Origin of the sequence: Mesorhizobium sp. LMG17149 (assembly GCF_024518695.1) — a bacterium.
Taxonomy (GTDB): Bacteria; Pseudomonadota; Alphaproteobacteria; order Rhizobiales; family Rhizobiaceae; genus Mesorhizobium.
In genome coordinates this window covers 20,646-47,252 of sequence record NZ_JANIFL010000002.1, presented here as the reverse complement: position 1 = coordinate 47,252, position 26,607 = coordinate 20,646, and the positions used below count along the sequence as shown (strand labels likewise).

The 26,607-nt window shown below is 63.5% G+C and carries 26 protein-coding genes, 4 pseudogenes and 1 riboswitch; of the genes and pseudogenes, 17 read left to right on the top strand and 13 right to left on the bottom strand.

The window, feature by feature from the left end; translation table 11 throughout:
* Positions 1-16: 16 nt before the first annotated feature.
* The gene (locus NP945_RS03465) at positions 17-643 is read right to left on the bottom strand and encodes a TetR/AcrR family transcriptional regulator (protein WP_189367763.1); all 627 of its coding nucleotides are present in this window, start codon (positions 641-643) and stop codon (positions 17-19) included.
* 124 nt (positions 644-767) lie between these two features.
* Here NP945_RS03465 and NP945_RS03460 point away from each other — a divergent pair, with 124 nt between their 5' ends.
* Genes NP945_RS03460 through NP945_RS03450 form a run of 3 tightly spaced genes read left to right on the top strand, consistent with a single transcriptional unit; the run spans position 768 to position 4,385 of the window.
* Positions 768-1,955 (top strand): MFS transporter, encoded by a 1,188-nt coding sequence (locus NP945_RS03460; protein ID WP_256745584.1) that lies wholly within the window; start codon positions 768-770, stop codon positions 1,953-1,955.
* Between the two features lie 13 nt (positions 1,956-1,968).
* The gene (locus tag NP945_RS03455) at positions 1,969-3,246 is read left to right on the top strand and encodes a D-arabinono-1,4-lactone oxidase (RefSeq protein ID WP_256745583.1); all 1,278 of its coding nucleotides are present in this window, start codon (positions 1,969-1,971) and stop codon (positions 3,244-3,246) included.
* Positions 3,246-4,385 carry a DSD1 family PLP-dependent enzyme gene (locus NP945_RS03450; RefSeq protein ID WP_256745582.1) on the top strand — a complete coding sequence of 380 codons (1,140 nt, stop codon included), beginning with the start codon at positions 3,246-3,248 and terminating at the stop codon, positions 4,383-4,385. The genes NP945_RS03455 and NP945_RS03450 overlap by 1 nt, the downstream gene beginning before the upstream one ends.
* Before the next feature lie 4 nt (positions 4,386-4,389).
* Here NP945_RS03450 and NP945_RS03445 read toward each other — a convergent pair whose 3' ends face one another.
* The gene (locus NP945_RS03445; protein ID WP_127331504.1) at positions 4,390-5,223 is read right to left on the bottom strand and encodes an AraC family transcriptional regulator; all 834 of its coding nucleotides are present in this window, start codon (positions 5,221-5,223) and stop codon (positions 4,390-4,392) included.
* A gap of 255 nt (positions 5,224-5,478) precedes the next feature.
* Positions 5,479-5,686, top strand: a riboswitch (cobalamin riboswitch).
* Positions 5,687-5,847: 161 nt separating this feature from the next.
* On the opposite strand from NP945_RS03445, the gene NP945_RS03440 reads away from it, so the two are divergent.
* The 3 genes from NP945_RS03440 to NP945_RS03430 all read left to right on the top strand — a co-directional run bounded on the left by NP945_RS03440 (position 5,848) and on the right by NP945_RS03430 (position 8,755).
* Positions 5,848-6,636, top strand: a complete 789-nt coding sequence (locus tag NP945_RS03440) for an ABC transporter ATP-binding protein (RefSeq protein WP_127267057.1) — start codon at positions 5,848-5,850, stop codon at positions 6,634-6,636.
* Between the two features lie 49 nt (positions 6,637-6,685).
* Entirely contained in the window at positions 6,686-7,633 is a 948-nt protein-coding gene (locus NP945_RS03435) for an ABC transporter substrate-binding protein (RefSeq protein ID WP_256745581.1), read from the top strand.
* A 135-nt stretch (positions 7,634-7,768) separates the two neighbouring features.
* Positions 7,769-8,755, top strand: coding sequence for an iron ABC transporter permease (locus NP945_RS03430; protein WP_256745845.1), 987 nt, complete (start codon positions 7,769-7,771; stop codon positions 8,753-8,755).
* 24 nt (positions 8,756-8,779) lie between these two features.
* Here the strand turns inward: NP945_RS03430 and NP945_RS03425 are convergent, their stop codons facing one another.
* The 4 genes from NP945_RS03425 to NP945_RS03410 all read right to left on the bottom strand — a co-directional run bounded on the left by NP945_RS03425 (position 8,780) and on the right by NP945_RS03410 (position 12,376).
* Positions 8,780-9,628 carry a metal ABC transporter permease gene (locus NP945_RS03425; protein WP_292141403.1) on the bottom strand — a complete coding sequence of 283 codons (849 nt, stop codon included), beginning with the start codon at positions 9,626-9,628 and terminating at the stop codon, positions 8,780-8,782.
* Complete coding sequence (locus tag NP945_RS03420) at positions 9,628-10,488, bottom strand: metal ABC transporter permease (protein ID WP_127267054.1); 861 nt, start codon at positions 10,486-10,488, stop codon at positions 9,628-9,630. Before NP945_RS03420 ends, NP945_RS03425 begins: the two co-directional genes overlap by 1 nt.
* On the bottom strand, positions 10,485-11,345 hold the full coding sequence (locus NP945_RS03415) for a manganese/iron ABC transporter ATP-binding protein (RefSeq protein WP_256745844.1): 861 nt from the start codon (positions 11,343-11,345) through the stop codon (positions 10,485-10,487). Before NP945_RS03415 ends, NP945_RS03420 begins: the two co-directional genes overlap by 4 nt.
* An 86-nt stretch (positions 11,346-11,431) precedes the next feature.
* Positions 11,432-12,376, bottom strand: coding sequence for a metal ABC transporter substrate-binding protein (locus tag NP945_RS03410; RefSeq protein WP_372337955.1), 945 nt, complete (start codon positions 12,374-12,376; stop codon positions 11,432-11,434).
* Positions 12,377-12,520: 144 nt separating this feature from the next.
* Between NP945_RS03410 and NP945_RS03405 the strand changes: the two genes are divergently transcribed.
* Positions 12,521-12,949 (top strand): Fur family transcriptional regulator, encoded by a 429-nt coding sequence (locus tag NP945_RS03405; protein ID WP_023813521.1) that lies wholly within the window; start codon positions 12,521-12,523, stop codon positions 12,947-12,949.
* Positions 12,950-13,013: 64 nt separating this feature from the next.
* Here the strand turns inward: NP945_RS03405 and NP945_RS03400 are convergent.
* Positions 13,014-13,310: pseudogene (locus NP945_RS03400) on the bottom strand (phosphatidate cytidylyltransferase); the annotation flags it as partial.
* A gap of 274 nt (positions 13,311-13,584) precedes the next feature.
* Here NP945_RS03400 and NP945_RS03395 point away from each other — a divergent pair.
* The 8 genes and pseudogenes from NP945_RS03395 to NP945_RS03360 form a co-directional block, all read left to right on the top strand.
* Positions 13,585-13,769 (top strand): annotated as a pseudogene (locus NP945_RS03395) (2-aminobenzoate-CoA ligase); the annotation flags it as partial.
* Between the two features lies 1 nt (position 13,770).
* Positions 13,771-13,916, top strand: a pseudogene (locus tag NP945_RS03390) (tryptophan 2,3-dioxygenase family protein); the annotation flags it as partial.
* A gap of 42 nt (positions 13,917-13,958) precedes the next feature.
* Complete coding sequence (locus NP945_RS03385; protein ID WP_127270513.1) at positions 13,959-15,095, top strand: ABC transporter substrate-binding protein; 1,137 nt, start codon at positions 13,959-13,961, stop codon at positions 15,093-15,095.
* Between the two features lie 137 nt (positions 15,096-15,232).
* Positions 15,233-16,153, top strand: coding sequence for a branched-chain amino acid ABC transporter permease (locus NP945_RS03380; protein WP_127270515.1), 921 nt, complete (start codon positions 15,233-15,235; stop codon positions 16,151-16,153).
* A gap of 8 nt (positions 16,154-16,161) precedes the next feature.
* On the top strand, positions 16,162-17,133 hold the full coding sequence (locus NP945_RS03375; RefSeq protein ID WP_256745579.1) for a branched-chain amino acid ABC transporter permease: 972 nt from the start codon (positions 16,162-16,164) through the stop codon (positions 17,131-17,133).
* Positions 17,126-17,875, top strand: a complete 750-nt coding sequence (locus NP945_RS03370; RefSeq protein ID WP_127321152.1) for an ABC transporter ATP-binding protein — start codon at positions 17,126-17,128, stop codon at positions 17,873-17,875. The genes NP945_RS03375 and NP945_RS03370 overlap by 8 nt, the downstream gene beginning before the upstream one ends.
* Positions 17,872-18,558, top strand: coding sequence for an ABC transporter ATP-binding protein (locus NP945_RS03365; RefSeq protein ID WP_127271619.1), 687 nt, complete (start codon positions 17,872-17,874; stop codon positions 18,556-18,558). The genes NP945_RS03370 and NP945_RS03365 overlap by 4 nt, the downstream gene beginning before the upstream one ends.
* Before the next feature lie 33 nt (positions 18,559-18,591).
* A pseudogene (locus tag NP945_RS03360) lies at positions 18,592-18,726 on the top strand (iron chelate uptake ABC transporter family permease subunit); the annotation flags it as partial.
* A gap of 36 nt (positions 18,727-18,762) precedes the next feature.
* Here NP945_RS03360 and NP945_RS03355 read toward each other — a convergent pair.
* Genes NP945_RS03355 through NP945_RS03330 form a run of 6 tightly spaced genes read right to left on the bottom strand, consistent with a single transcriptional unit; the run spans position 18,763 to position 24,560 of the window.
* Positions 18,763-19,698: a phosphatidate cytidylyltransferase gene (locus tag NP945_RS03355; protein WP_127267053.1), complete on the bottom strand. Its 936-nt coding sequence runs from the start codon at positions 19,696-19,698 to the stop codon at positions 18,763-18,765.
* Positions 19,698-20,360, bottom strand: a complete 663-nt coding sequence (locus NP945_RS03350; RefSeq protein ID WP_127267052.1) for a 1-acyl-sn-glycerol-3-phosphate acyltransferase — start codon at positions 20,358-20,360, stop codon at positions 19,698-19,700. The genes NP945_RS03355 and NP945_RS03350 overlap by 1 nt, the downstream gene beginning before the upstream one ends.
* Positions 20,357-20,800 (bottom strand): hypothetical protein, encoded by a 444-nt coding sequence (locus tag NP945_RS03345; RefSeq protein ID WP_127267051.1) that lies wholly within the window; start codon positions 20,798-20,800, stop codon positions 20,357-20,359. The genes NP945_RS03350 and NP945_RS03345 overlap by 4 nt, the downstream gene beginning before the upstream one ends.
* Positions 20,797-22,122, bottom strand: coding sequence for a phosphatase PAP2/dual specificity phosphatase family protein (locus NP945_RS03340; RefSeq protein ID WP_256745578.1), 1,326 nt, complete (start codon positions 22,120-22,122; stop codon positions 20,797-20,799). Before NP945_RS03340 ends, NP945_RS03345 begins: the two co-directional genes overlap by 4 nt.
* A gap of 5 nt (positions 22,123-22,127) precedes the next feature.
* Positions 22,128-23,912 carry a bifunctional alpha/beta hydrolase/class I SAM-dependent methyltransferase gene (locus NP945_RS03335; RefSeq protein ID WP_164748934.1) on the bottom strand — a complete coding sequence of 595 codons (1,785 nt, stop codon included), beginning with the start codon at positions 23,910-23,912 and terminating at the stop codon, positions 22,128-22,130.
* 39 nt (positions 23,913-23,951) lie between these two features.
* Positions 23,952-24,560: a CDP-alcohol phosphatidyltransferase family protein gene (locus tag NP945_RS03330; protein ID WP_127381491.1), complete on the bottom strand. Its 609-nt coding sequence runs from the start codon at positions 24,558-24,560 to the stop codon at positions 23,952-23,954.
* Positions 24,561-24,754: 194 nt separating this feature from the next.
* Here NP945_RS03330 and NP945_RS03325 point away from each other — a divergent pair, with 194 nt between their 5' ends.
* Both NP945_RS03325 and NP945_RS03320 read left to right on the top strand, forming a co-directional pair.
* Positions 24,755-25,234, top strand: a complete 480-nt coding sequence (locus NP945_RS03325; protein WP_127267049.1) for a MarR family winged helix-turn-helix transcriptional regulator — start codon at positions 24,755-24,757, stop codon at positions 25,232-25,234.
* On the top strand, positions 25,231-26,412 hold the full coding sequence (locus NP945_RS03320) for an HlyD family secretion protein (protein ID WP_127271614.1): 1,182 nt from the start codon (positions 25,231-25,233) through the stop codon (positions 26,410-26,412). Before NP945_RS03325 ends, NP945_RS03320 begins: the two co-directional genes overlap by 4 nt.
* Positions 26,413-26,607 lie beyond the last annotated feature (195 nt).

Sequence of the window (26,607 nt, the reverse complement as noted above, 5' to 3'; positions counted from 1 at the left end):
GATCGCCGCGGACGCCCTATAGAAACAGCCGCAGCTGCGTGTGAATGATAGACCGGTAATCCTCGATGGTCTGGCGGCTTTCCGCTTCGCCCTCGGCGAGCGCCAGGCGCACCACGCCGCCGGCGAGCTGGAAGATCAGCAGGACCATGCGTTCGAACTGCTCGCGCCTCTCGGGCTCGAGCAAGGCGATGACGTGGTCGCAGAACATTTTGGCCTGGTGTCGGGTTTCGGCGATGTCGAGGTTTTTGAGCGCCTTGTCGGCCTGGATGGCGTTCTGCAGATCCTGGATGGCCGGATCGCCGGCGACACGGCTGAGATAATCATCGAGCAGCCGGTCAGCGGCCACGATCACGTCGTTCGCGTCGCGGATTTCGGCGATGATCGTCGTCAGCCGTGCCCGGCTGACCTCTGAAAACCGCTCATAGAGCATCGCCAGGATCGCCGATTTGTTGGGAAAATAGTGGTAGACGGTGGCGATCGGCCCGCCCGCCAGCATGCCGACTTCCTTCATGGTGACGGCGTCGATACCCTTTTCCCCGATCAGCCGCATGGTCGTCGACAGGATCGCGTCGATGCGCTCGCGGCTGCGTTCCTGCTTGGGCCTGCGCCTCGGCTCGGTCGCCATTCTCTTCAATTCCGTCATGCACCGATCTTTCGCACGGCTTCCCAAATTCCGGTTGACAAGAAATATGATCAAGTATCAGTTTCTGAAATACTGACAGGTTGTCAGCTTTTTTGCCGCACGGCAAGGACGTTGGGAGGCGCCTTTGGCTTCGACAGATACCGGCCACGCAGGCAGTGGCGACTGGCTGGTCGGCAATCCGACCGGCTGGCAGCTCGCCTCGGCCTTGTGGATCGGTTCGGTCGGCCTGCTCATCCTCGGCCTGCAGCCGGTGCTGCTCGGAGCTCTCTACACTGAAGGCCATGTCAGCGGCGACGAACTGGCGCTGGTCGCCACAGCCGAGATGATCGCTATTGCGATCGGTTCGGCTGTCGTGGCGATGCTGCTTTCGGCGCACCACATGCGCTGGAAAAGTGCCGTCCTTCTGCTGCTGCTGGCGCTGGCCAATGTGTGGACGGCCTATGCCGCGAGCGCTAGCACGCTGATTGCGGCCCGCGCCCTGGCCGGGCTCGCCGAGGGCGGTCTGGTCGCCATCGCCACCGAACTGATCGCCCGCTCGCGGCGCGCCGAGCGCATCGGCGGCTATTTCGTCACCATGCAGACGCTGGCGCAATGCGCGCTCGCCCTGTTGCTGGCGCTCTATGTCATCCCGGCCGCTGGGTCGGCGGGCGGCTTCATCGTTCTTGCCGTCGTCTGCGTCGTGTCGCTGGCGGTCGCTTTCACCGTACCCGGTGACTATGCCGACCTGCCCAAGGAAGAGAATTTGGCCAATGTGCTGACGGTTCCCTCGATGACCGCGCTGTTGTCGGTCTTCTGCTACTTCATGTTCTTCGGCGCGGTCTGGGCTTTCCTGGAGCCGCTAGGCGCGCAATACGGCATCGATGGCCGCACCGTCGGCCTGATCGTCTCGGCCAGCCTCGCGGTGCAGGTCCTGGGGGCGATGACGGCGACCGCGTTCGAGGCGCGCATCGATTATCGCCCTACCATCGCCGTCATCGGTGTCGTGGCGCTTGTCAGTTCCCTGGTTCTTGCCAGTAGCCCCGGCCTGACGACGTTCTGGGTCGCTGCCCTGGCCATGGGCTTTATCCTGCTGTTCATCGTGCCCTACCAGATCCGTCTGGCGATCACCGCCGACGAGACGCGCACCGCCGTGCTGCTGGTGCCGGCAGCCCAGCTGTTCGGCCTGGCGATCGGGCCGATCGCGGCGTCGCTGCTCATCGATGGCAAGGATTTCCGGCCAGTTCCGGAATTCGCCGCCGCCAGCGCGGTCGCCAGCGTGGCGCTGCTCGGTCTCTTCGTCCTTGTGTCGCGTCACCGTCGTGCGGTTGCCTGAGCGGGGAGGTGGCATGTCTAACATTTGGAGCAACTGGTCGGGCTTTGTAAGCGCCGAGCCCAAGCTGATCGCCAGCCCCGGCGATGCCGGTGAACTCGGTGATCTCGTCCGGACCGCGCCTGGCCCGGTGCGCGTCGCCGGTGCCGGTCATTCCTTCACGCCGCTGGTGAAATCGCAAGGCACGATCCTGTCCCTGGAGAGGCTGGAAGGGCTGGTCTCGCACGACGCCGAAACACATCGGGCGCGGGTGCGGGCAGGGACCCGGCTCGGCCCGCTGATGCGCATCCTGCAAGGCATTGGCCAGGGCCTGCCCAACATGGGCGACATCGACCGCCAGGCGATCGGCGGCGCGCTGGGTACCGCCACGCATGGCTCGGGACCGACGCTCGGCGCCTATCACACGCAGCTGGAGACGGTGCAGATCGTCGACGGGCTTGGCAAGGTCCGCGACTTCAAGCGGGCAGGGGATCAGGACATGATCCATGCCATCGGTGTCGCGCTCGGCGCCTTCGGCGTGCTCACCGAAGTGACGCTGAACAACATCGCGACCTACCGGTTGCGCCGCCGCAAATATGTGCTGCCGATCACTGAGATGCTGCGCGATTTCGAGGCGATGATGGCCGCGCATCGCTCGGCCGAATTCTACTACATTCCGTTTTCCGGCTATGCGCAGTTCATCGCCAGCGATTTCAGCGCCGCCGCACCCACCGCACGGCCGCCGGAAGAGGACGAGTCGGGTTTGAGGACACTGCGCAGGCTGCGCACCGCACTTGCCTGGCTGCCATCGCTGCGTGGCCGCCTGATCCGTTCGGCGGCCGCCAGATTTCCCGCCGAGGACTACGTGCAGGACTGGCTCAACGTCTATGCCAGCGACCGGCAGACCAAGTTCAACGAGATGGAATATCATTTGCCGTTCGAGGAAGGGCCGAAGGCGCTGGCCGAGATCATCGAGCTGACCGAGAAGCGTTTTCCCGAGGTCTATTTCCCGATGGAGGTGCGCTCGGTCGCGCCGGACCAGTTCTGGCTTTCGCCATTCTACAACAGGCTGACCTGCTCCATCGCCATCCACCATGATGCAGCGAACGATCCTCTGCCGTTCATGCGGGCGGCAGAGCCGATCTTCCGCAGATATGGCGGCAGGCCGCATTGGGGCAAGATGCACAGCCTGAAAGCGGCGGATCTGAAAAAGCTCTACCCGCGCTGGGACGATGCCATGGCGGTGCGCCGCGACATCGATCCGCAAAACCGCTTCGTCTCCCCCTACATGGCCGGCTTGTTCGGCATCGAATGATGAGCACCTATTTTTCCACCCTCTCGGATGCGCTGAAGGAAGCCGGCATCTTCCAACCCTGCCTGCTGCTCGATCGCGACCGGCTGGACGGCAATATTGCCCTGGTGAAGGGCAGACTCTATCCCGGGCTGGCGGTGCGGCTGGTCGACAAATCGCTCGCCTGCCTGCCGCTGCTTGCGTATATCGGCAAGGCGCTTGGCAGTGAGCGCTTCATGACCTTCCACCCGCCGATCAGCGAGGCGGTGCTGAAGGCGTTCCCGGATGCCGATCTGCTCTACGGCAAGCCGATGCCGATCGGCGCGGCAAGGGCGGCGCTGGTGAAAGCCGATACCGACTGGTCGCACGTCTGCTGGCTGGTCGACAGCGAGGAGAGACAGGCGGAATATGGCGCGCTGGCAGACGAACTCGGCATCGGCCTGCGCATCGCTTTCGAGATCGATGTCGGGCTGCATCGCGGCGGGTTCGCCAGTCCTGAGGCCTTGTCGAAGGCGTTGAGCGCGTTGCCGGCCCGGCTGCATTGCGAAGGCGTCATGGCCTACGAGGCGCATGCGCCGCTCATTCCCGGTCTTTTCGGCGGACCGGCAAAGGCATTGGCCAAGGCGTCGGCGCAGGCCTCGGCGTTCGTCGCCTGTCTCGGCGCCGACCAGCGCCGCATCCTGAACATCGGCGGCAGCAAGACCGCGCTGCTTCATCATGGCGGCGCGGCCAATGAGGTCTCGATGGGCTCGGCCTTTGTGCTGCCCAGCGACTTCGATACGCCAGGCCTCGACGGCTTCCAGCCGGCGGCCTTCATCGCCACGCCGATCCTGAAAATGGTCGAGCCGATGCTGCCCGGCCCGCCGGCCGTCACTCGCCTGCTGCAGGCGCTCGGCCGGTTCCCGCGCAAGGGTTGCTACCTCTATGGCGGCAAGTGGATGGCCGAGCCGGTCTTCCCAGAAGGCATGAAGGCGAACGGGCTGCTCGGCCTGTCCTCCAACCAGCAATTCATGGGCTTGCCCGCCGACGCGACCGCAAAGCCCGGCGACTACGCGTTTCTAAGGCCGACGCAGAGCGAAGCCGTGCTGCAGCAGTTCGGGTCGATCGCGGTGTTTTCCGGCGGCCGGATCGCCGATCGCTGGCCGGCGTTGCCGATGGCCTGACCGACTACGCCTTCACCGGTATCCAGATCTCCAGCCCGCCCTTGCCGCTGCGCGGGTCGAATTCGGGGCCGTAGCGTTCGAATTCCGGCGCGTCCGCGATCTCATGCCCGGAGGCCGGCAGCCATTTGTTCCAGATCGTGTTGACCGTCCGGCGGATGGTCGAGATGTGTTCGCGGTGGGCAAAGACCGCATATTTCTGCGCCGGCACCCGCACCCGGTAGAAGTCCCTGGGCAGGTCGGAGAAGTCAGACACTTCGACGCCGGCGATGTAGTCGAAATTGCCGGCATCGTCGCCGTTGACGCAGACGCCATAGGCGACGTCGCCGGTCTCGCCCGGAATGTTGCCGATATAGGGGCCGAAGCGCTGCCACTGCATCGGGATGGCGGCGCTGGTTTCGCAGCTGTAGCGTTCGCCGAGGCCGGCGATCAGGAACGGCCGGCTGGTCTCGAAACGCGGCGGTTCGAGATTGGTGAGGAGGGACTGGTCCATCAGGATCGGCTCCACGAGGTCGAGCTTGTCGAGTGTGCCCTGCGCGCGCACCAGTTCCGGCGTGGTGCCGAACTGATCGCGGAAGGCACGGGTGAACGCCTCATGCGAGTTGTAGCCGGCGTCGAGCGCGACGGCGAGGATGTCGGGCGCCCCGCCCGCCAGCTTGCGCGCCGCCTCGGTCAGCCGGCGTGAGCGCATGTAGCCCATCACCGACCGGCCGGTGGCGGCGCCGAAGGCGCGCGTCACATGAAAACGCGACACGCCGCTGCTTTGCGCGACATCATCAAGCGAGATCGCCTCCGGCAGATGGCTTTCGACGAACCACAGCGCTTTCTCGGTCGGGTCCATTTTCTCCTCGCATTGGCCAGATCATCCTGCCGTTTCCTGGCGCGGCCAGTTTGATCGAAATTGCGCATCCCGTGCAATCTGCGCCGATGCCGGTCGCCATCCGGCCAACCGCCCCATGAGCTTTCGCTTGACAGCGACCGGCGTCATCTCTTAGGTATGTTATATTATTACATAAAGAGAGCATGCGATGCCTGTTTCCCTTAGCTGGCCCACCACTCCGTCCGAGAAATCCATTGCGAAGCGATCGGCGCAAATCTACGCTGAAGCGGTGATGGTCCCCGAGTCGAAAGGCGAGGGGTGAAAAGGGAACACGGTGAGGCCTGCTCAGGTCGAGACCGTGGCTGCCCCCGCAACTGTAAGCGGCGAGCAAAATCCGTGAATGCCACTGGCCGGCAAGGCTGGGAAGGCTGGATGGCGCAACGACCCGTGAGCCAGGAGACCTGCCATCACTGAGTTGACCGGACGGGGTGTGCCGGGAGGAAACGCGAATCCCGGTCTTGTCGGCCGGTTCGCCAGCTTCCTTCCGTCGCCAGTTTTGGAAAGTGACGGAAAGTTGGACGGCTCCATCCATCGCATCGTCGTATATACGCTTTGCCGTCCCGGCAAGCCGGCGGGCAGCAGCCGATGACCGTAGCGCTTCTCGAAGCCCGTGACCTCTGCGTCACGGCGAATGGGCGGGATCTGGTTCAGGCGGTCAGCTTCTCGGTGGCCGCCGGCGATCGCCTTGCCATCATCGGTCCCAACGGCGCCGGCAAGACGACGCTGCTGCGCATGCTGTCGGGCATGCTGCGTCCGAGCTCCGGCGAGGTGAAGCTCGGCGGGCGCCGCCTGGACAGGATTTCAGCCGCCGAACGGGCGCTGCACATTGCCGTGGTCGGCCAGACCGACCAGCCCGATCCGCGGCTGGCGGTGATCGACTATGTCGAGCTTGGCCGGGTTCCGCACGCCGGGCTGCGGCGTAGGAGCGAGGAGCGCGAGATCGTCGTCGATGCACTGCGCCGGACCGGCCTGCTGCCGCTATTTGGCCGCACCATCGGCTCGCTGTCGGGCGGCGAGCGCCAGCGCGCCCAACTTGCGCGCGCCATCGCCCAGCAGCCAAAAATCCTGTTCCTCGACGAGCCGACCAACCATCTCGACCCGCGTGCCCGCGGCGAACTGCTCGACCTCGTGGCAGGCTTCGAGATGACGGTGATCGCGGTGCTGCACGATCTGGCGCTGGTGGCACCGTTCGCCACCAGGGTGGCGGTGATGAACCATGCCCGTCTGCAAGCGCTCGCCGCACCGCGCGAAGCGCTGACCCAAAAGCTGATCCGCGAGATTTTCGGCATCGATGTGCTGCGTCTGCGCCATCCGACCGAAGACCGCGAACTGACGGTGTTCGATGTGCCGAACCGTGCCGCGCCGCCGACGTGATTGAAGCCATTTCGTAGTCGACCCAATCCCATCCACAAGGAGCAAACCCGTGAAACGCCTGGCCCTTTCGCTTGTCCTCTCGCTGCTGGCCTCGACAGCCCTGGCCTTCCCGGTCACGGTCGACAGCTGCGGCAAGCCGCTGACCTTCGATGCACCGCCGAAGCGCGCCGTCATCCAGGATCTCAACATGGCCGAGATGGCTTTCGCGCTGAAACTGCAGCCGTCGATCGTCGGCCTGACCGGCATCACCGGATGGTACAAGGTGGGTCCCGAATTCAAGGCCGAGCAGGGTTCGATCCCGGAACTGGCGCCGAAATATCCGACGCTCGAAAACCTCGTCGCGGTCGAGCCGGATTTCTTCTTCGCCGGCTGGTATTACGGCATGAAGCCGGGCGGCGAGGTGACACCCGATACGCTTGCCCCGCACGGCATCAAGACGCTGGTGCTGACGGAAAGCTGCGTCCATCTCGACAAGAGCCGTCCAGCCGCCTCGATGGACCTGCTCTATGGCGACGTCGAAAAGCTGGGCAAGATCTTCGGCAAGGAGGCCGAGGCGGAGAAGCTTGTTGCCGGCTGGAAGACGCGGCTCGCCGACATCACCGCCAAGGTCGGCAACGGCAAGGCAACGCGAGTGTTTCTCTATGATTCCGGCGAGGACAAACCGTTCACCGCAGGCAAGTTCGCCATCCCCAGCGCCATGATATCAGCCGCCGGCGGCGACAACATCATGGCCGACATGGACACCAGCTGGGGCAACATGGACTGGGAAACGGTGGCGTCGCGCAATCCGCAATTCCTCATCCTGCTCGATTACCAGGATGGCGGCGGCTACAAGAAGCTGCTCGATTTCCTGAAGGTCCATCCGGCCATGAAAGAGACGGACGCGGTCAAGAACGAGCGCTTCGTCGCCCTGCGCTATGCCGAACTGACACCCGGACCCGCCAATATCGAAGCGATCGACAAAATCGCCAAGGCCATGCATCCGGAAGCGTTTTGATGCCTGTCGCCCAAAAGTGCGCAGCGGTTTTGGGGCAACGACATGCATGAGCAAAAGATCCTGGAAGTGCGTCGCACGCGTCCTGACAGACACGACGCATTTCCAGGTTTGCGCCATCCGGCATTCGCACTGGCCATGCTGGTGGGAGCGGCGGCGATCGCTGCTCTCGCATTGCTGTCGATCGCCTATGGCTCGACGCTGATCCCGCTGACCGACGTTGTTGCAGCACTTGGCCGCGCAATCGGCTTCAGTGGGCACGACGTGTCCGGGCCGGTCGGCAAGATCGTCGTCGACCTGCGGCTGCCGCGCACGGTCCTGGCCATCTGCGTCGGGGCCGGTCTCGGCGTCGTCGGTGCGCTGCTGCAGACGGTGACCCGCAACGACCTTGCCGACCCGTTCCTGTTCGGCCTGTCGTCGGGCGCCGCCGCGGGTGCGGTTTCCGTCATCACCGTCTTCGGAGACAGTTTCGGCATCTGGACATTGCCGGTCGCGGCCTTCACCGGCGGCATATTGGCTGCCGGTGTCGTCCTGCTGCTGGTTGCGCGGGTGAGGGGGCAAGGCCCGGAGCGGCTGATCCTTGCCGGCCTTGCCGTGTCCTTCATGTTCACCGCCTTGACCAATTATCTTGTCTTTGCCGGCGACCAGCGCGCCGCGCACTCCGTGCTGTTCTGGACCATGGGTGGGCTCGGCCTGGCGCGCTGGGACAATATCTGGCTCGGCGCCTTGGGTGCGGGCACTATCCTGGCTTACGCGCTGTGGAACCACCGCCGGCTCGATGCTTTCCTGGCCGGCGAAAACGCCGCCGAAAGCCTGGGCGTGCCGGTGGCGTGGATGCGAAGGATGACCTTTCTCGTCGCCGCCTTCTCGACGGCGATCCTGGTCTCGGTCGCCGGCGTCATCGGCTTCGTCGGGCTGATGATCCCGCATCTGTCGCGGCCGCTGGCGGGCCCCTTGCACCTGCGCCTGGTTGCCAGCTGCGCCGTGTTCGGCGCGGTGCTGTTGCTGGCCAGCGACCTTCTGGCCCGAACGCTGCTGCCGCCGCAGGAACTGCCGATCGGCATCATCACCAGCTCGGTCGGCGCGTTCTTCGTCGTCACCATGCTCATCCGCAACCGGCTTTAAGCGTGGCCTCGGTCAGGGTCGCGATTACTCTCCCGAAATGCCCAGTTGCACCTGTTGCTTTGGGCGCTTCGACTGGAACAGGGCAAGCAAAAAAACGCCGGCCTGAACCACGACGATGGTCGGACCCGTGGCTGCGTCGATGTGATAGCTGAGGATCGTTCCCACGACGCTCGACCCGATGGCGGCCGCGGCAGCAATGGCGAGCATGCGCTCAAAGCTCTTCGTCAAAAGAAAGCCGATCGCTCCCGGCGCGATCAGCATGGCGATGACAAGGATGATCCCGACAGCCTTCAGCGAAGCCACGATGGTCAACGCGAGCAGCGTCAACAGCCCGAAATGCAGCAGGTTGACGGGTAGGCCGATCGCGCGGGCATGGGCCGGATCGAAACAATAAAGCAGCAGATCCTTGCGTTTTGCCAGAACGATGAGGATCGCCGGCACGACGATGACCGCCGCCTCGATCACGTCGCGCCACTGGACGCCGAGCATGTTGCCGAACAGGATATGATTGAGATGCTGGTCGGTCTCGACCTTGACGAACAGAACCAGGCCAAACGCGAACATGCCTGAGAAGACGATGCCCATGACTGCGTCCTCCTTGATCCGGCTGTGCTGCTTGAGGTAGCCCGTCGCCAGCGCGCAGCCAAGCCCTGCCACGAATGCGCCGAAGGCAAGCGGGATCCCGGCGATATAGGCGAGCACAATACCCGGAAGCACGGCATGCGAAACGGCGTCGCCCATGAGCGACCAGCCCTTCAGGACGAGATAGCAGGACAACACCGCGCAGATGGCGCCGACCAGAATGGCGACGGCGAGACCGCGACGCATGAATTCGTGGCTGAGCGGTTCGGCGATCCAGGACCAGATTGTCATCATGACGCGACCTGGGATGCGGCACGTGCCGCCCGGCGCGCGGCGAGACGGCCATGTTTGGGTGCGAAGACGAAGGCAGTCAGAAAGACCACGGTCTGCAGCACCACGATCAGTCCGCCAGTCGCGCCATCGAGAAAGAAGCTGAGATAGGCGCCGACCGCGCTCGTCGCCGCGCCGATCGCCATCGCGAGCAGGATCATGACGCCGAACCGATCGGTAAGCAGGTAGGCGGTGGCGCCAGGCGTTACCACCATCGCGATCACGAGGATCGCGCCGACGGTCTGGAGCGCGGCGACGATGCAGGCGCTGAGCAGCACGAAGAACAGGACCCGCAGCCGCCACGGATTCAGGCCGACGCCGCGCGCATGGTTCTCATCGAAGAACACCAGCATCATATCCTTCCATCGAAGCCCCAATACAGCCAGCGAAACCGCTGCGATGAGGATGACCTGGGTTACATCCTCGTCGGAGATTGCGAGGATGTTGCCGAGTACGATGGACTGGATGTTTACGGAGGTCGGACTGATCGACGCAATCAGCAGCCCGCCAGCGAACAGCGTTGTAAAGACAAGGCCGATCACGGCGTCTTCGCGAAGTTGCGTCACGCGCCGCACCAAGGTGATGCCGAGTGCGGCGATGAGGCCGGAGGCGAATGCGCCGGCGGCATAGGGAAGGGCCAGCATGTAGGCGGCCGCAACGCCCGGCACCACCGAGTGGGCAAGCGCGTCGCCCATCAGGGCCCAGCCCTTGAGTATGAGATAGCAGGACAGGAACGCGCAGACCATGCCGACCAGGGCGCTGACCCAGATGGCCTTGGCCATGTAGTTGTAGGTGAAGGGTTCCAGCAGGATGTCAATCACGGGGCTGGCGATCCGCTGTCGGGCTTCATCATCTTCTCTTGATCGCGCTCGCCGTAGAGCACCAGAGGACGCTCGTCATCGGTCAGCACGGTCAGGTGGCGAGCATCGGGGTCGTCATGAAGGTCGGCGCCGCCGAGGCGTAGATGCCTCAGCACGCCGCCAAAAGCTTTCGCAAGATTGGCTTGCGTAAACGTTGTCTCTGTCGGTCCGGAGGCCAGCACCGTCTTGTTGAAGATGACGACATGGTCGCAGAAATTGACGATGCTGCCGAGATTGTGCGTCGACACCAACATCAGCTTGCCGTCGTCGCGCATCGACCGAAGGAGATCGATGATCGCTGCTTCGGTCTGCACGTCGACGCCGGTGAACGGCTCGTCGAGCAGGATGATCTCGCCGCCCTGCGCCAGAGCGCGCGCCAGGAACACGCGCTTCTTCTGGCCGCCGCTCAGTTCGCCGATCTGGCGCTTGCGAAAATCGGTCATGCCGACCCGTTCCAGCGCCGCGTCGACCGCCATGCGATCGGCTCTACCTGGGATACGCAGAAAATTCATGTGGCCATAGCGGCCCATCATGACGACATCTTCCACCAGCACCGGAAAGTTCCAGTCGACATCCTCGCTCTGCGGCACATACGCTACTAGGCCGCGCTTCAGCGCTGCGTGGACCGGCAATCCGGCGATAAGCACTGTTCCGGTCGACGGCGTCAGGAAGCCCATCAGCGCCTTGAACAGCGTCGATTTGCCGGAGCCGTTGACGCCGACCAGCGCGCAGATGGTGGAGGCGCCGAGTCTGAAAGAGGCGGAATGTACGGCCGTGACCCCGCTTGAATAGCTGACGGTGACGTCGTCCACGTCGATGGAGGCAACGACCCGGCCGCTACCGGTCGATGTTCGATCATGGCTGCCCTGGACACTGTCCGGAGCGAGCGCGGTGCGAACCCCGGTCACCCGCCGAACCCCTGGACGATCGTCTCGACGGTGGTTTCGAGAAGCTTCAGATAGGTCGGAACCGGGCCGTCTTCCTCGCTCAGCGAATCGACGTAGAGAATGCCTCCATAGGTGGCTCCGGTTTCGCGCGCGACTTGCTTGGCCGCCTTGTCGGAAATGGTGCTTTCGCTGAACACCACTGGAATCTTGTTCTCGCGCACCAGGTCGATGAGCTTGCGCGCCTGTTGCGGAGTGCCTTGCTGGTCGGCGTTGATCGGCCACAGATAGGCTTCGCGCAGATCGAAGTCGCGTGCCAGGTAGCTGAAAGCGCCTTCGCTTGTAACCAGCCAGCGTTGGTCCGTGGGGATCGCCGACAGGCGCTTGCGCATGGGCTCGTCGATTGCCTTGATCTTTTCCGAATAGGCCGCGGCATTGGCGGCATAGACCTGGGCGTTTGCCGGATCCGCCTTGGACAGCGCCTTGCGGATGTTCTCGACATAGATGAGGGCGTTCTTCGGCGACATCCACGCATGCGGATTGGGCTTGCCTTCGTAGGGCCCCTCCTTGATCCCCATCGGCTCGACACCGTCCGTGACGACGGCGCTCGGCACGTTCTTCACGTTGTCGAAGAATTTCTCGAACCAGCGTTCGAGGTTCATGCCGTTCCAGAGCACGAGGTCGGCCGATTGCGCCTTCACCACGTCGAGCGGCGTCGGCTGATAGTCGTGGATTTCGGCGCCGGGCTTGGTCACCGACTCTACGATTGCCGCGGTCCCGGCTACGTTTTGCGCGATATCCTGGATGATCGTGAACGTCGTCACGACGCGCAGAACCTTCCCTGCCGCAGGCTGGGTCTCCTGTGCCATGACCGGAACGAGGCTCGCCGTCGCAAAACCGATGGCCACAAGGCCGCCAAGCGCCCGCAGCATCGTCCTGCGGGTTGGGGAAGCAGAAACAGTCATCGGATGCCTTTCGACTGGAGTTGATCGTCGCCCATGCGCTGCTCACGTCATGCTAATGCGTTTGATTTGCATCTAATATTGCAGTTGCAACTGATTTGCAAGTAGCTAATTGCAGTCGCGTGGCAACGCGGCTAAGTATGGCGGATGAAAGCGGATAACGACCTTTTCGAGCGATTCCGGAGCAATTTGAAAGCCGCCGGTGTCCGGATGACCGAACAACGCAAGGTGATCTTGCGGCTGCTGGCGGATGCGCACGACCATCCGGACGCGAACGAATTGTATTCTCGTGCCCACCAGATCGACGGCAGCATTTCCTTGTCGACCGTCTACCGGACGTTGCGGCTCCTGGAGGAGAAAGGCGCCATCCAGCGTCATGCCTTCGACGAGGGCCGCGCCCGGTTCGAAAACGCGGACCGTGAACATCACGACCATCTCATCGACCTCGACACCGGTCAGGTGATCGAGTTCCGTTCCGACAAAATCGAGAAACTGCAGGCCGAGATAGCGTCGGAGCTTGGCTTCGAAATCGTCCGCCACAAGCTGGAACTGTATGTCAGGAAACGCGCTAAATAGCGTGGTTTCTGGTCGTCACCATGCTCATCCGCAAACGCTTTGAGCGCGGCAACAGATCGCCGGATCACACGGTCCAGAAACAGCGCACGATGTGGAAGAACACCGGGGCGGCGAAGACCAGGCTATCGGTGCGGTCCATCATGCCGCCATGGCCTTCGACCAGATGGCCCCAGTCCTTGACGCCCTGGTCGCGCTTGAGGGCCGAGGCGACCAACCCGCCAAGAAATCCCATCGAGCAGGCGACGAAGGCCACGGCCGCCGCATGCAGCGGCGAGAAGGGCGTGCCGATCAGGCCTTCCCAGGTTTTCGACGGCGAGACGTTCGGCGAAAAACGATGTTTTCCAAAGAGCTTGCCGAAGATGCCGAACATGCCGCATTTGTGCACCAACGCTCGGGCAGGGCTAAAAACTTTAGGCTTGAAATAAATTTGGTCTGGTGCAATTCTCAATCGTCAGTCGAGAGCGTGGGAGGTCTCGCTGTGCCAAATGCCGGTCGCATATCGATCGCGCCGGGTGCTGCCGCATATGCCGGATGACCAGCCCGGCGTCGGCGCAAAGCCTCCCCGCAAGTTGCGTATTCAAACACACGCACGGCGACAAGACCGTGGCAACGAGCATCTAGGGGACAGCCGCAGAATGCTTGGACCGTCAGCGCATATCGACACTTTCACGCGCGACAACCTTCCGCCCGAGGAACAGTGGCCGAACTTCCTGCTCGATGGCTTCGACTACCCCGAATACCTTAATGCCGGTGTCGAACTGACCGACGTCTGGTCGAAAAGGGTCTGGGTGACCACACCGCGCCGATCGGCAATGGCCGGGCGCTGGCGCTTCAATCATGTCACCACAGTCGAACGCATCATCGGCATGAAACGCAGCACCGGCGGCACGTCGGGCGCTTCGTATCTGAAGAGATGCTGGAGGTTGAACTGTTCACTGAACTCTGGAAAGTTCGCACCCGGCTCTAAAGCTATTTTATCTATATTGAAAACACTGGGAAGGAGAGAAAAATGAAGAATATCCTGGCATCCAGCATGTTCGCTTTGTCGCTGGCCACATCTGGCCTTGCCTATGCCGAACCCGTCAAGATCGGCGTCATCACCACGCTTTCGGGCGGCGGTGCGGGTCTCGGCGTCGACATGCGCGATGCCTTTACGCTGGCGATGAAACAGTCCGGCAACAAGGATGTCGAGCTGGTCATCGAAGACGATGCCCAGAAGCCCGAGATCGCGGTGCAGCTCGCCGAAAAGATGATCCAGAGCGACAAGGTCGACCTGCTCACCGGTATCATCTGGTCGAACCTGGCGATGGCGGTGGTGCCCAACGCGGTGGCGCAGGACGTCATCTATCTGTCGCCCAATGCCGGCCCGTCGGCCCTTGCCGGCGCCAAGTGCAACAAGAACTATTTCAACGTTGCCTACCAGAACGACAATTTCCATGAGGCGATGGGTCAGTACGCCAACAAGGACTACAAGAAGACCTTCATCCTCGCGCCCAACTACCCGGCTGGCAAGGATTCGCTGACCGGCTTCAAGCGCTACTACAAGGGCGAGCTGGCAGGCGAGGCCTACACCCAGATCGGCCAGGCCGACTACGCCGCCGAGATCGCCCAGATCCGCGATTCCGGTGCCGACTCGGTGTTCTTCTTCCTGCCTGGCGGCATGGGCATTTCCTTCATGAAGCAGTACGCCCAGTCGGGCGTGAACATCCCGGTCATGGGTCCTGGCTTCTCCTTCGACCAGGACATTTTGCCCGCGGTTGGCGACGCAGCCCTTGGCGTCAAGAACTCGGCGAGCTGGTCCAGGGACCTCGACAACGAAGCCAACAAGCAGTTCGTCGAGGCCTTCAAGGCCGAATACAATCGCCTGCCCTCAATCTACGCCGCCCAGAGCTGGGATACGGCGAACCTGATCCTGTCTGCGCTGTCCAAGGCCAGTGTTAAGGACAAGGACGCGTTCCGCGCGGCCCTCAAGGCAGCCGATTTCAAGTCGGTGCGCGGCGAGTTCACCTTCAACACCAACAATCATCCGGTCCAGAACATCTACGTCCGTGAGGTGGTAAAGGAAGGCGATGTCTTGACCAACAAGATCATCGCCACCGCCTTCGAACACCACAAGGACGCCTATGCCGACCAGTGCAAGATGTAGCCCAAGGCTGCATCCGCTTTGCTAAAGTGCCGGCCTCGTCATCGACGGGGCCGGGGCCGCGGCGAGGCCGCATCGCCGTATCTTGCAGCGGCTTGCTTCGGCATTTCCCGCCTTGAACCACAGTCCGGATCGTTCATTTGTCCATCGCCCTTCTGATCGAACAACTTCTCAACGGGCTGCAGCTCGGAGTGATGCTGTTCCTCATGGCCGCCGGCCTGACGCTGATCTTCGGAGTCATGGGCCTGATCAACCTCGCCCATGGCTCGCTCTACATGGTCGGCGCCTTTGCCTGTGCCACGGTCGCCGCCGCCACTGGTTCGTTCTGGATCGGTCTGGTGGCGAGCCTGATCGCTGCGGCAGCCGCCGGTGCGGTCATGGAGATCGTTGTCATCCGCAGGCTTTATGAGCGCGACCATCTTGACCAGGTGCTGGCGACGTTTGCGCTGATCCTGATCTTTTCGGAAGGCACGCGCTGGCTGTCTGGCTCGTTTCCGCTTTATCTCGACATCCCACCGCTGCTGCAAGGCGCGGTGCCCTTGCCCGGCGGTGGCCAGTACCAGCTCTACCGCCTCGCCATTATCGGCGTCGGCATCGCCGTTGCTGTGGGGCTCTATCTGCTGATCTCGCGCACCCGTCTCGGCATGCGCATCCGCGCCGGCGAATCCGACCGCGAGATGATCGCAGCCCTCGGCGTCGACATCCGCACGCTCTACACTGTTGTCTTCGCGCTAGGTGCTGCCCTTGCCGGCCTTGCCGGCGCGCTGGTCGGTGCGCTGCAATCGGTGCAGGTCGGCATGGGCGAGCCAGCACTCATCCTCGCCTTCGTGGTCATCGTCATCGGCGGCATCGGCTCGATCAAGGGCGCGCTGTTCGGTGCCATCCTCGTCGGCCTCGTCGACACGATGGGCCGCTTCCTCCTGCCCAAGGCGCTGGCGTTGATGATGCCGACGGCACAGGCCGGGCTGATCGGTGCCTCACTCGCCTCCATGCTGATCTACATAGTCATGGCCCTGATCCTCGCTTTCAGGCCAAGCGGCCTGTTTGCGGCGCAGTCGTAAGGGCCACCATGAGCCGCGAAACCATCATCAATATACTGCTGGCACTTCTGCTGCTAGCGATCCCGTTCAGTGCGTCTGCAATGGGCGAGCAATTCTACGTCACGCTTGCCACGCGCATTACGATCCTTGCGCTCGCTGCTGTCGGGCTCAACATCGCGCTTGGTCTTGGCGGGCTGGTATCCTTTGGCCACGCCGCCTTCTTCGGCCTTGGCGGCTATGCCGCCGGCATCCTGGCGACCCATGCCTTCAACGCCGAACCGCTGTTGTTTGGCCTGCAAGGCACGACCTCGATGCCGGTCATCTGGTCGGTGGCTATCCTGGTTTGCGGCCTTGTCGCCTTGCCGATCGGCGCGATCAGCCTGCGCACGACGGGCGTCTATTTCATCATGATCACGCTCGCTTTCGCGCAGATGATCTACTACTTCGCCATCTCCTGGCCGGCCTATGGCGGCGAGGACGGGCTGTCGATCTATGTCCGCAATGGCTTTCCCGGTATGAACACGGCGCAGTCCCTGACCTATTTCCTGATCTGCTATGTCGTGCTGATGGCAGCACTTGGCCTGTTCTGGCTGCTGCGCGGATCGCGCTTCGGTGCCGCATTGCAGGCGGCACGGCAGAACGCGACCAGGCTGTCCGCCGTCGGCATCGCACCCTTCAACATCAGGCTCGTTGCCTTCGCCATCTCTGCCATGGTCACAGGCCTCGCCGGCGCGCTGTTTGCCGATCTCAACCGCTTCGTCAGCCCCTCGATGCTGTCCTGGCACATGTCGGGCGAGCTGATCGTGCTCATCATCCTTGGCGGCAAGGGTCGGCTGTTCGGCCCGGTTGCGGGCGCGATGCTTTACGTGCTGTTCGAATTCGCGCTTGGCGGCTTCACCGAACGCTGGCAGTTCTTCCTTGGCCTGATCCTGCTCGGCGTCGTTTTGTTCGCGCGCGGCGGGCTGCTTGGCCTTTTGGCTGGAGAGGCGCGTCATGGCTGAGCTGGTCCTCGAAATACGCGATCTCAAAAAGACTTTCGGCGCGCTGAAGGCCACCGACGGCGTCAGCCTCGATCTCAAGCCGGGCGAAATCCACGCGCTGATCGGCCCCAATGGAGCCGGCAAAAGCACGCTGATCCACCAGATCTCGGGCTCGCTCCGGCCAGACAGCGGCAGTATCCGCTTTCTCGGCCAGGATATGGCCGGGCTCGACATGGCGGCCCGCGGGCGGCTTGGGCTCGGCCGCAGCTTCCAGATCTCATCACTCGCGCAGGAGTTTTCCGCGCTGCGCAATGTGATGCTGGCGGTGCAGGCACGCCAGGGAACGAGCTTCCGCTTCTTACGCCCCGTGATGAGCGACAAGAGCCTGACAGAACCGGCGATGGCGATGCTGGAGCGCGTCGGCCTTGCCGGGCGCGCCTACGTGCCAGCCGCTGAGCTGTCGCATGGCGAACGCCGTCAACTCGAAATCGCCATTGCGTTGGCCCTTGGATCGAAGGCCTTTTTGTTCGACGAGCCGATGGCCGGCATGGGGCCAGACGGATCGAAAGCGTTGACGAAATTCCTCGACGGCCTGCGCCACGAAGCGCCGATCCTGCTCGTCGAGCACGACATGGATGCCGTCTTCGCGCTTGCCGACCGTATCTCGGTCCTCGTCTATGGCCGCGTCATCGCCACCGGCACGGTGGACGAGATCCGCAACGATCCCGAAGTGCGCCGGGCCTATCTCGGAGAAGCTGCGTGAGCCTGCTGGAACTCAACGGCGTCGAAACCTTCTACGGCGCATCGCAGGCGCTGTTCGGCGTCTCGCTCGACGTCAGGGCGGGTGAGGTCGTGGCGCTCATGGGCCGCAACGGCATGGGCAAGACGACGACGATCAATTCCATTCTCGGCCTCGCGAAACCGCGCTCAGGCTCGATCAGCTTTGGCGGCCGCCAAGTCGCCGGCATGCGCCCGCACCGCATCGCGCGTCTTGGCCTGGGTCTGGTGCCGGAGGGAAGGCGCTGCTTTCCCAATCTGACCGTACTGGAGAACCTGCTGGCCGCAGCACGCGGCAGCGCGTGGACATTGGAAAAAGTTGTCGAGCTGTTTCCGCGTCTCGGCGAACGCCGCGACCAATATGCCGGTACACTGTCGGGCGGCGAGCAGCAGATGGTAGCCATCGGCCGCGCGTTGATGACCAATCCGAGCCTGCTCATTCTGGACGAGGCGACCGAGGGTCTGGCACCTGTGATCCGCCAGGACATCTGGGCAGCAATCCGCAAGCTCAAGTCGAGCGGACAGTCGATCCTTATCGTCGACAAGACGCTTGCCGAGCTTCTACCTGTGGCCGACCGCTGCTTCGTTCTGGAAAAGGGCATGACCGTCTTCGAAGGCACGCCCGAGGCGCTGACGCCAGAAATTCAGGACCGCTATCTCGGCGTATGAAAAAAGGGTGTCAAACGGCTTCCAAACTGACCCGGCGCGGTGCTGTTGCTGGCCAGCGATCTTCTGGCCCGAACGCTGCTGCTGCCGAAGGAGCTGCCGATCGGCATCATCACCAGCTCCGTCGGCGCGTTCTTCGTCGTCACCATGCTGATCCACAACCGGCTCTGAGCGCGCAATGAACCGCTCTTGCAACAGGCCGCCGGCTCAGACCGTCCAGAAATAGCGCACGATGTGGAAGAACACCGGGGCGGCGAAGACCAGGCTGTCGGTGCGGTCCATCATGCCGCCATGGCCTTCGATCAGATGGCCCCAGTCCTTGACGCCCTGATCGCGCTTGATGGCCGAGGCGACCAGCCCGCCGAGAAACCCCATCGAGCAGGCGACGAAGGCCACGGCTGCTGCCTGCAGCGGCGAGAAGGGTGTCACGAACGATAGCAGCGCGCCGAGCAGGCTCGCCGACACCAGTCCGCCGATCAGCCCTTCCCAGGTTTTCGACGGCGAGACGTTCGGCGAAAAACGGTGTTTTCCAAACAGCTTGCCGAAGATGTATTGCAGCACGTCGCTGCCTTGCACGACGATGATCAGGAACGCGATCAGCAGCAGGGTGCGGCCTTCGAAGCCCGGCACCTCGAGTGTCAGCAGGGCAGGGACATGGCTGACGCAATAGACCGAGATCATCACCGCCCATTGCTGCGCGGCGATGCGCTCGAGGAAGCGTTCAGTGTCGCCATGCAGCGCCGTGATGGCCGGCATCAGCAGGAAGCAATAGACCGGAATGAAGATGACGAAGAGCCCGTACCAGGCGGTCCACACCAGCCAATATTGAAACGGTATGATGATGCCGAACATGCCGAGCAGCACCCAATGGTCGCTGCGGCGGGTGTGCGTCAGCGTCACGAATTCGCGCAGCGCGGCGAAGGAGATCAGAGCGAACAGGATGGTCATCCCGTAACGCCCGAAGAAGAAGGCGACCGTCATCAGCGCCACCATCACCCACCAGGCGTTGATCCGCTGGCTGAGATTGACCAGCGTTGAGCTAAGCGGCTTCGGCGCTCGCGCCGAAAGGATGGTCGCGACGATGCTGGCGGTGGTCAAAACCGCCAGCAGGCCGATGATCAGAATGGAGATTTCGTGGCGCATCAATCGTCTCGCTCGGGACGCGGGTTGAGCGCCAGAAGCGCGGCGTGGGCGCGTTCGAGGAAGGCGCGGCGTTCTTCGCCCGGACCGATCGCCACCGGCGCGCCGAAGACGACGCGGCACAGCAGTGGCACCGGCAGGAACTGGCCCTTGGGCAGCACGCGCGACATGTTCTCGATCCAGCACGGGATCAGCTCGACCTGAGGCCGCGCCGTCGACAGATTGTAGAGCCCGGAGCGGAAGGCCAGCAGCGGCTCTTCGGTCATGTTGCGTGTGCCTTCGGGAAACAGGATCAGCGAGTGGCCCTGGTCGAGAACCGACAGCATGATCTCGATCGGGTTTTCCTCAGGTCTCGTCCACTGCCGGTTGATGAGCACCGACGACAGCATGTCCTGCGCGATGAAGCGGCGCAGCCGCGACTTCCCCCAATATTCGCCTGCGGCAACAGCATGGGTGATCGCGCGCTCGCTTTCGCTGAGACAGGCCGACAGCAGGATAAAGTCGCCATGGCTGGTGTGGTTGGCGAAATAGATGCGCTGGCGGTCGGAGGGCAGGCTGCCGTTCCAGATCGGACGCACGCCCGTCACCATCCGGGCCAGCGCCGAGAGGCCGACGGAGGTTACCGTCTGCAGCAAGGTGAAGGTCTTGAGCGAAAGCCTGTTCATCGCGGCGCCCAAAACCCTGACGCCAGAAGTGCTGCGGCGAACAGAGCCAGGGCGGCGCGCTGCTTGAACAGTAGGCGACGCGTGCCAGCAATGCGGTCATCGAGCGAGCGTGTCGCGGGCGGGGCCGTTTTCAGGCGCATGCGCGCCAGCATGTCGTCCACCGCGGCACCGCCGGAAGCTTCGTCATCATGGCCAGCCATGACCCGGAACAACAGGGCGTCGAATGCCAGCAATGCCGACAGCGCCAGAACGGCGACAGCGCTCGCGGCTGTGATCGACAGCGCAACGGCCGCCGGCAAAGTCTCGAAGCCGCCGCGCGTCGAGGCAGCCAGCGGCGCAAGGATATTTGCCGCCACCACGATTGCGGCAGGCCACGCTGCCTGCCGCATCAGCATGCCGGCGAAGCGGTCGGTGCGGTCCTGATAGGCATTGCCGGTCATGACGCCGCCGGATCCGTGGCTTCTGCGAGATGAACCGGCCGGCCGAGGGCCGCGAGCATTTCGCGGGCAAGCGCCGGCGTCTTGGCCCTGCCGGTCGCCACCAGCCATTCGGCGACGACGCCGGCGCTGCGCTGGAAGCCGAGCGCGCAGCACACCAGCACGGTGCCGTCGCGGCGCGCACTCTCCAGCGCGCCGGCTGCCTGTTGCCGTATCGCCACTGGCGGCGGCAACAGGTCGACCATCGGAAAGCTGATCCAGCGGCAATCGGCTGCCGCAGGCCTCTTAAGTTCGGCGGCGAGATCGATGACCGTGCCGAAGCTGCTGGCCTCGCGTGCCGTGGGAAAGCGCCCGAGAAAGACGCCGTCGGCAATCGCCACCTGGGGAGCAAGTTTGCGCGTCCAGGCCCATATGTTGGCCCTGGCGCCGAGACGGTAAGGCAAGAGCAGGACACGGCTTGCGAGCGTGATGCTGCCATCGGCGGATTTCTGGAACACTTTTTCGCCTGCTCCTGCATAGGCGAAGGCGACGATGGCCAGCGCCATCGCCGGCCAAAGCAGGAAGAGCGCGACGGCGCAGAACAAGGCGCCGAGCGCTGCACCGGCCAGCGCGAGGACCGCGCCCAGCGCGTAGAACCGCGCCAGCCGCCGCGCTTTCACATCGCTGGTCAGCCGGAAGCCTGAAAACGGCAACGCGCCGCTGCGCGGAAACAGCCACAGCGCAAAGAACCCGAGCAGCGCGCCGGTCGGAATGTCGATGAAGTGATGCTGCCAGGTCGTCAGCACCGAGGCACCGATCAGGAAGCTCCAGCCATGCCAGAGCGGCAGGAGCAACCCGCGGAGCCGGTGGCGCCAATGATCCCAGATGATCACCAAAAGGGCGATGTGCAGCGAGGGTGCCTGGTTGAACGGCTTGTCGAAACCGCCGAGCACGGCAAACAGGAAGCCCGGCAGGCCGGTCGTCGCCGGTCGCACGAATGTCGCGGTCAGCGGGAACAGGATGAAGCAGATAACGGCGACGACCTGCGCGGTGAGATAGCGCCCGGCCAGGCGGTCGACGCCTTGCTTGTCGTTGTTGAGCAGCAGCGACAGGCCATAGAACAGATTGATCGACCAATAGGGCACGATGGTCCAGGCGACGAACGGAATGCTGTGTTCCCACGAGAACACGATGCTGCCGACCTCGTCGCGCCGCGAGGCCAGCCAGTTGGCGAAGCCGTAGCTGAGATAGAAGAACGGCGCCAGGAAGGCCAGCCACAGCGCCGCCCTGACGATCACCCGTCCATAAGGCTCGGTGCGCGCGGTGGGGGCAGGCGATGAGACCATGCTGTTCAGCGGCGCCGCGCGACCGAGACGGTGAAGATGCCCCATTGGTCGATGCGCTGGTCGAGTTTTTCGAAACCGGCGGCTTCGACGAGCTGGTCCATCTCACCCTGCGTGCGCCGCCGCATCACCCAGGCCTCGCCGCCGCGATGCGAAGTCAGGCTGCGGGCGATCATCTCGAGCTGCGGATGCCAGGGCTGGTTGGTGTAGAGCAACAGGCTTCCCGGCTGCATGGCGCTGGCCAATCCACCGAGCGAGCGGGCTATCATCGCATTGTCGGAGAACAACTCGTAAAGGCCGGAAACGATGGCAAGATCCGGAGCCGGATCGATCGATGCGAGCATGTCGGCATCGAAGGCGTCGGCGCGCTGGAATGAGACATCAGCCGGCAATTGCCGCTCGGCGATCAGCTTGCGGCCAAGCTCGACGTTGAGGTCGGAATAATCCTGCAGGCGAACGCTCGCCGGCTGATCGGGGCTCTTCACGATGGCATCGAGAACATAGCGGCCATGGCCGGCCGCGATGTCGAGAATGTGCACCGGCCGGCCAGCGGCCTTGAGCGTCGCCAGGCAAGAGCCGATGAGCTCTTCGAGATGCAGCTTGCGCTGGCGGATGCCGCGCCAGCCAATGGCCTCCAGGAAAATGCGGTCGACGACGCGGCCAAGAGGCGTAAGCCCGCGCGCATTGTTCTCGTAGACGTAGTCGAGCGTCGAGCCGGAATCGAAGCCGGTGGTCACGCCGGCCTTCATACCTTGCGAGACCCAGGCGCCCATGCGGATGGAGGCACGGCTGAATGCCCAATAGAGGCCCTTTGGCGACATCAGAGCGAGCGGCGAGGCAAGCCTATCGGCCTCGTCGCGTGTGTAGCCGGCGATGTCCGCCTGCTTCAGGTCGACCGGCGCATCGGCTGCCTCGAACTGCCTGGCCAGGAATGGCCGGATCAGGTCGAGGGCCTGCGCCCTGTCGCGCTCGCCCAGCGTGTCGTGGAAGAAACCAGGCAGCACATGGCGTTCCTTGGTGCGGCTGCCGAGATTGACGAAGAACTCATGCTGCGGGCCGTGGCGCACGACCCAGTCGCTGCCCGAAAGCAGAAGCTGCGTCGGCACGGTGATGGCGCGGGCGTCACTGACGATGCGTGCGGCATGCTGGTAGAGTTCGACCAGTATGTTGGAGGCGATCGGCCGCGTGATCAGCGGATCGCTCTCGAAAGAGGCGATGCGCACGGGATCATGGGTCAGGAATTTCGCCTTGACGTAGGAATTGACGAAGAAGCGGCCCTTGATCTTCTGCCAGAGTGCGATGCCCTCCTTGGCGAAGGGCACGTAGAGTTTTACCGAGAAGGCCGGTGAGGCCAGCACCATGGCGCGCAGCTTCGGCGCATAGTCATGCACCCAGGCGGCAGCCAGCACGGCGCCGAAGGATTGTGCGATCAGCGCGATATCCCGAGTGGCAAAGCCATCCCTGGCAGCGGTCTCGCGCATGAAGCAGTCGATGTCGCGCACCAGCGCCGAGAAGGAGGGCGCATAGCCGCGCTCGCCGGACGAGCGGCCATTGCCGCGGGCATCCCAGGCATAGAAGGCGTGGTCCGGCATCTGCAATTCATCGACGAGATGGGCCATGCGGCCGCCATGCTCGTGGCCGCGATGGAAGAGCACCACTGCGCCCTTGGCATCGGCGGAGGCCGCCGGCCAGAATCGGTAGAAGATCTCCGTCCCGTCATGGCTGCGGAAAACCCGCTCCTGTGCTTGCCGCGCAAGGCTTTCCGTGGCCGCGGCGGCGATCGGTTCGTGCATCATGGTCTTCCCCTCTGGCGGCATGGCGAGCCTCGATGCTCAGCTGGCGCTGCCAATAATGCCGGCGCGTATCCGGTTTATGGCGGTCAGCAGCGAAAGCGTTGCCATGGCCGGAAACACAAACGGCGTTATCGATGCCGGCCACAGCCCGGCGGCACACAGCGTGGCGACGACGCCGAGCGCCAGCGCCCTGTCGCTCTTGCCGAACGGCCCGGCATAATTACGCCCGACCTTGGCAGCGATGCCGAGCACGCCGGCGAACTCGGTCAGCACGGCCGATATCGCGAAGGCGACGACGCCCCATGCGCCAAATTCGGGAAAGACGGCAAAAGGGAGAATCAGCGCGAGGTCCGAAACGACGTCGCACAACTCGTTCAGATACATGCCAAGCGTCGAGGCTTGGCCATGCTCGCGCGCCAGCATGCCGTCCACGGCATTCAACGCCATGCGCACGAACATCACCAAGGGGATAAGCAACAGCAGCCAGCGCCATTCGTGCCAGATCGCAATGGCCGCGCCGGCGGCTATCGACATCGCGGCCGCCAGGATGGTTATGCTGTTTGCCGTGACCCCGATTGCCGCCAACCGATTGACCAGCGGCCGCAGTCGACCCTGGAAGGCCGGCTTGAGAGCGTAAAGCGTCGGCATTGCGTTGATCCCCCGATCCTGTTCAGCGGCTGTACATCAATATGCCAGACGCGACCAGTGTAGAGGCGGCGCGGCCATCTGCGTTTGCAAATCGATAACCATGATTGGTCCGGCAAAGCTGTCATGCACATTTGCCGGCTTCTCGTGCAACGCGGCGTCTTGAATAGTAAGCACGCTTATTATATATCTCGCTCATGGTTTCCGATGGCATCGACAGATTGGGCTTCTTGATCCACGACGTGCAGCGCTTGATGCGCAAGCGCTTCGAGGCGAGGGCCAGTGGCTTGGGGCTTTCTTCGGCGCAATGGCGGCTTCTGGTCCGCGTTGCCAAGGAAGACGGTGTCGCGCAGGCGCGGCTGGCCGAACTTCTCGAAATCGAGCCGATCAGCGTTTCGCGCCTGGTCGACCGCATGGAAGAGGGAGGCTGGATCGAGCGTCGGTCCGACGCCGCCGATCGTCGCGTCCGCATGATCTTCCTGACGCCCAAGGCAAGCGATGCCTACGCCGTGATCAAGAGCATTGCCGGAGAAGTCTATGAGGAATCGCTGGTCGGCGTGAAGCCGGAAGCCCGTCGCGTCCTCATCGAAGGGCTTGAGGCGATGGTCCGCAACCTGACCGACGACGAGACGCCGTCCATTGAAAAAGTGAAGAATATAGAGGGCGCAGCAGCATGAACGCGGTAGCCAAGATAGACGAGAAAGTGACCGAACTGGACATGGAAGCGCCGGCGCAGCCGGCCGCGGCCCCGCCGGCGGTTGCTCCCCCGGTGCAGCCGGCCCCAGTGCCCGTGAAGAAAAAGCGCCGGCTGGGCCGCTTCCTGCTGATGGTCGCGCTGCCTGCGGCATTGGCTGTCGGCGGCGGCTATGTCTGGGTCACCGGCGGCCGCTATCAGGAGACCGAGAACGCCAATCTGCAGCAGGCCAAGGTGTCGATCGCTTCCGACACGGCCGGCCGCATCGTTAAGGTCGACATCTTCGATAACCAGCTGGTCAAGCAGGGTGACGAGCTGTTTGCCATCGACCCCGAGCCCTACCGGATCGCGCTGGCGCAGGCCGACGCGGCGGTGGCGGGCGCGCGTCTCAATGTCGAGCAGTTGCGCGCGGCCTATGGCCAGTCGATGGCTCAGCAGAAATCCGATGCCAGCCAGGTCGCCTTCGCCCAGTCGCAGTTCGACCGCGCCGCCGATCTCGCCCAGAAGGGCATCAACGCCAAATCGTCGCTCGACGAAGCCAAGAACGATCTCGACAAGGCCAAGCAGCAGCTGGCGGTTGCCGAGCAAGGGATCATCAGCGCCAAGGCAGGCCTTGGCGGCAATCCCGACATCGAGACCGACAAGCACCCGACCGTGATGGCCGCGCTCGCCGCGCGTGACAAGGCGGCCTACGACCTGGCGCAGACCACGGTCAAGGCGCCGGCGGACGGCATCGTCAGCCAGGCCTCGTCGTTCAAGGTCGGTCAGTATGTCGGTTCCGGCACGCCGCTGTTTTCGCTGGTCGAGACCGGTGACACCTGGATCGATGCCAATTTCAAGGAAACGCAGCTCACCCACATGAAGCCCGGCCAGAAGGCCGAGATCGTGGTCGACACCTATCCAGGGCGCACCTTCGAGGCGACGGTCAAGGCGATCGGCGCCGGCACGGGAGCCGAGTTCTCGCTGCTGCCGGCCCAAAATGCCACCGGCAACTGGGTCAAGGTCACACAGCGTATCCCGGTTCGTCTCGAACTGATCGATGCGGACGCCAAGATGGCGTTGCGCACCGGCATGAGCGCCACCGTTACCGTCGACACCGGCGTGGCGCGTGGCCTGCCCTCGATCTTTGGTCACGCCACGGCTGGCGAGGCCGCGCAGTAACGTCAACAGATTGCCGCAGGACCAGCGGCGGAGGTGAATAGCAGGATTGGTCTGATGGGAGGAGCTGGAAGGATCAGCGTTTTGGCGCTGCCGCGTCGCGGCCTGGCCGAAATCTGAAATCTCCGACGCGGACCCGTCGGTCCTCATGTTTCCGGGCGGCAGGCATCCGCTCATCAGAGACTTTCAGTCGATGTA

Excerpts from the sequence above, each read along its gene's own strand:
- NP945_RS03330 (WP_127381491.1), bottom strand. The coding sequence starts at position 24,560 with ATGCCGACGCTTTACGCTCTCAAGCCGGCCTTCCAGGGTCGACTGCGG.
- NP945_RS03335 (WP_164748934.1), bottom strand. The coding sequence starts at position 23,912 with ATGCACGAACCGATCGCCGCCGCGGCCACGGAAAGCCTTGCGCGGCAA.
- NP945_RS03410 (WP_372337955.1), bottom strand. The coding sequence starts at position 12,376 with ATGACTGTTTCTGCTTCCCCAACCCGCAGGACGATGCTGCGGGCGCTT.
- NP945_RS03375 (WP_256745579.1), top strand. The coding sequence starts at position 16,162 with ATGAGCCGCGAAACCATCATCAATATACTGCTGGCACTTCTGCTGCTA.
- NP945_RS03455 (WP_256745583.1), top strand. The coding sequence starts at position 1,969 with ATGTCTAACATTTGGAGCAACTGGTCGGGCTTTGTAAGCGCCGAGCCC.
- NP945_RS03425 (WP_292141403.1), bottom strand. The coding sequence starts at position 9,628 with ATGACAATCTGGTCCTGGATCGCCGAACCGCTCAGCCACGAATTCATG.
- NP945_RS03450 (WP_256745582.1), top strand. The coding sequence starts at position 3,246 with ATGAGCACCTATTTTTCCACCCTCTCGGATGCGCTGAAGGAAGCCGGC.
- NP945_RS03430 (WP_256745845.1), top strand. The coding sequence starts at position 7,769 with ATGCTGGTGGGAGCGGCGGCGATCGCTGCTCTCGCATTGCTGTCGATC.
- NP945_RS03405 (WP_023813521.1), top strand. The coding sequence starts at position 12,521 with ATGAAAGCGGATAACGACCTTTTCGAGCGATTCCGGAGCAATTTGAAA.
- NP945_RS03345 (WP_127267051.1), bottom strand. The coding sequence starts at position 20,800 with ATGACCGGCAATGCCTATCAGGACCGCACCGACCGCTTCGCCGGCATG.
- NP945_RS03445 (WP_127331504.1), bottom strand. The coding sequence starts at position 5,223 with ATGGACCCGACCGAGAAAGCGCTGTGGTTCGTCGAAAGCCATCTGCCG.
- NP945_RS03320 (WP_127271614.1), top strand. The coding sequence starts at position 25,231 with ATGAACGCGGTAGCCAAGATAGACGAGAAAGTGACCGAACTGGACATG.
- NP945_RS03340 (WP_256745578.1), bottom strand. The coding sequence starts at position 22,122 with ATGGTCTCATCGCCTGCCCCCACCGCGCGCACCGAGCCTTATGGACGG.
- NP945_RS03440 (WP_127267057.1), top strand. The coding sequence starts at position 5,848 with ATGACCGTAGCGCTTCTCGAAGCCCGTGACCTCTGCGTCACGGCGAAT.
- NP945_RS03465 (WP_189367763.1), bottom strand. The coding sequence starts at position 643 with ATGACGGAATTGAAGAGAATGGCGACCGAGCCGAGGCGCAGGCCCAAG.
- NP945_RS03325 (WP_127267049.1), top strand. The coding sequence starts at position 24,755 with ATGGTTTCCGATGGCATCGACAGATTGGGCTTCTTGATCCACGACGTG.
- NP945_RS03385 (WP_127270513.1), top strand. The coding sequence starts at position 13,959 with ATGAAGAATATCCTGGCATCCAGCATGTTCGCTTTGTCGCTGGCCACA.
- NP945_RS03355 (WP_127267053.1), bottom strand. The coding sequence starts at position 19,698 with ATGCGCCACGAAATCTCCATTCTGATCATCGGCCTGCTGGCGGTTTTG.
- NP945_RS03370 (WP_127321152.1), top strand. The coding sequence starts at position 17,126 with ATGGCTGAGCTGGTCCTCGAAATACGCGATCTCAAAAAGACTTTCGGC.
- NP945_RS03350 (WP_127267052.1), bottom strand. The coding sequence starts at position 20,360 with ATGAACAGGCTTTCGCTCAAGACCTTCACCTTGCTGCAGACGGTAACC.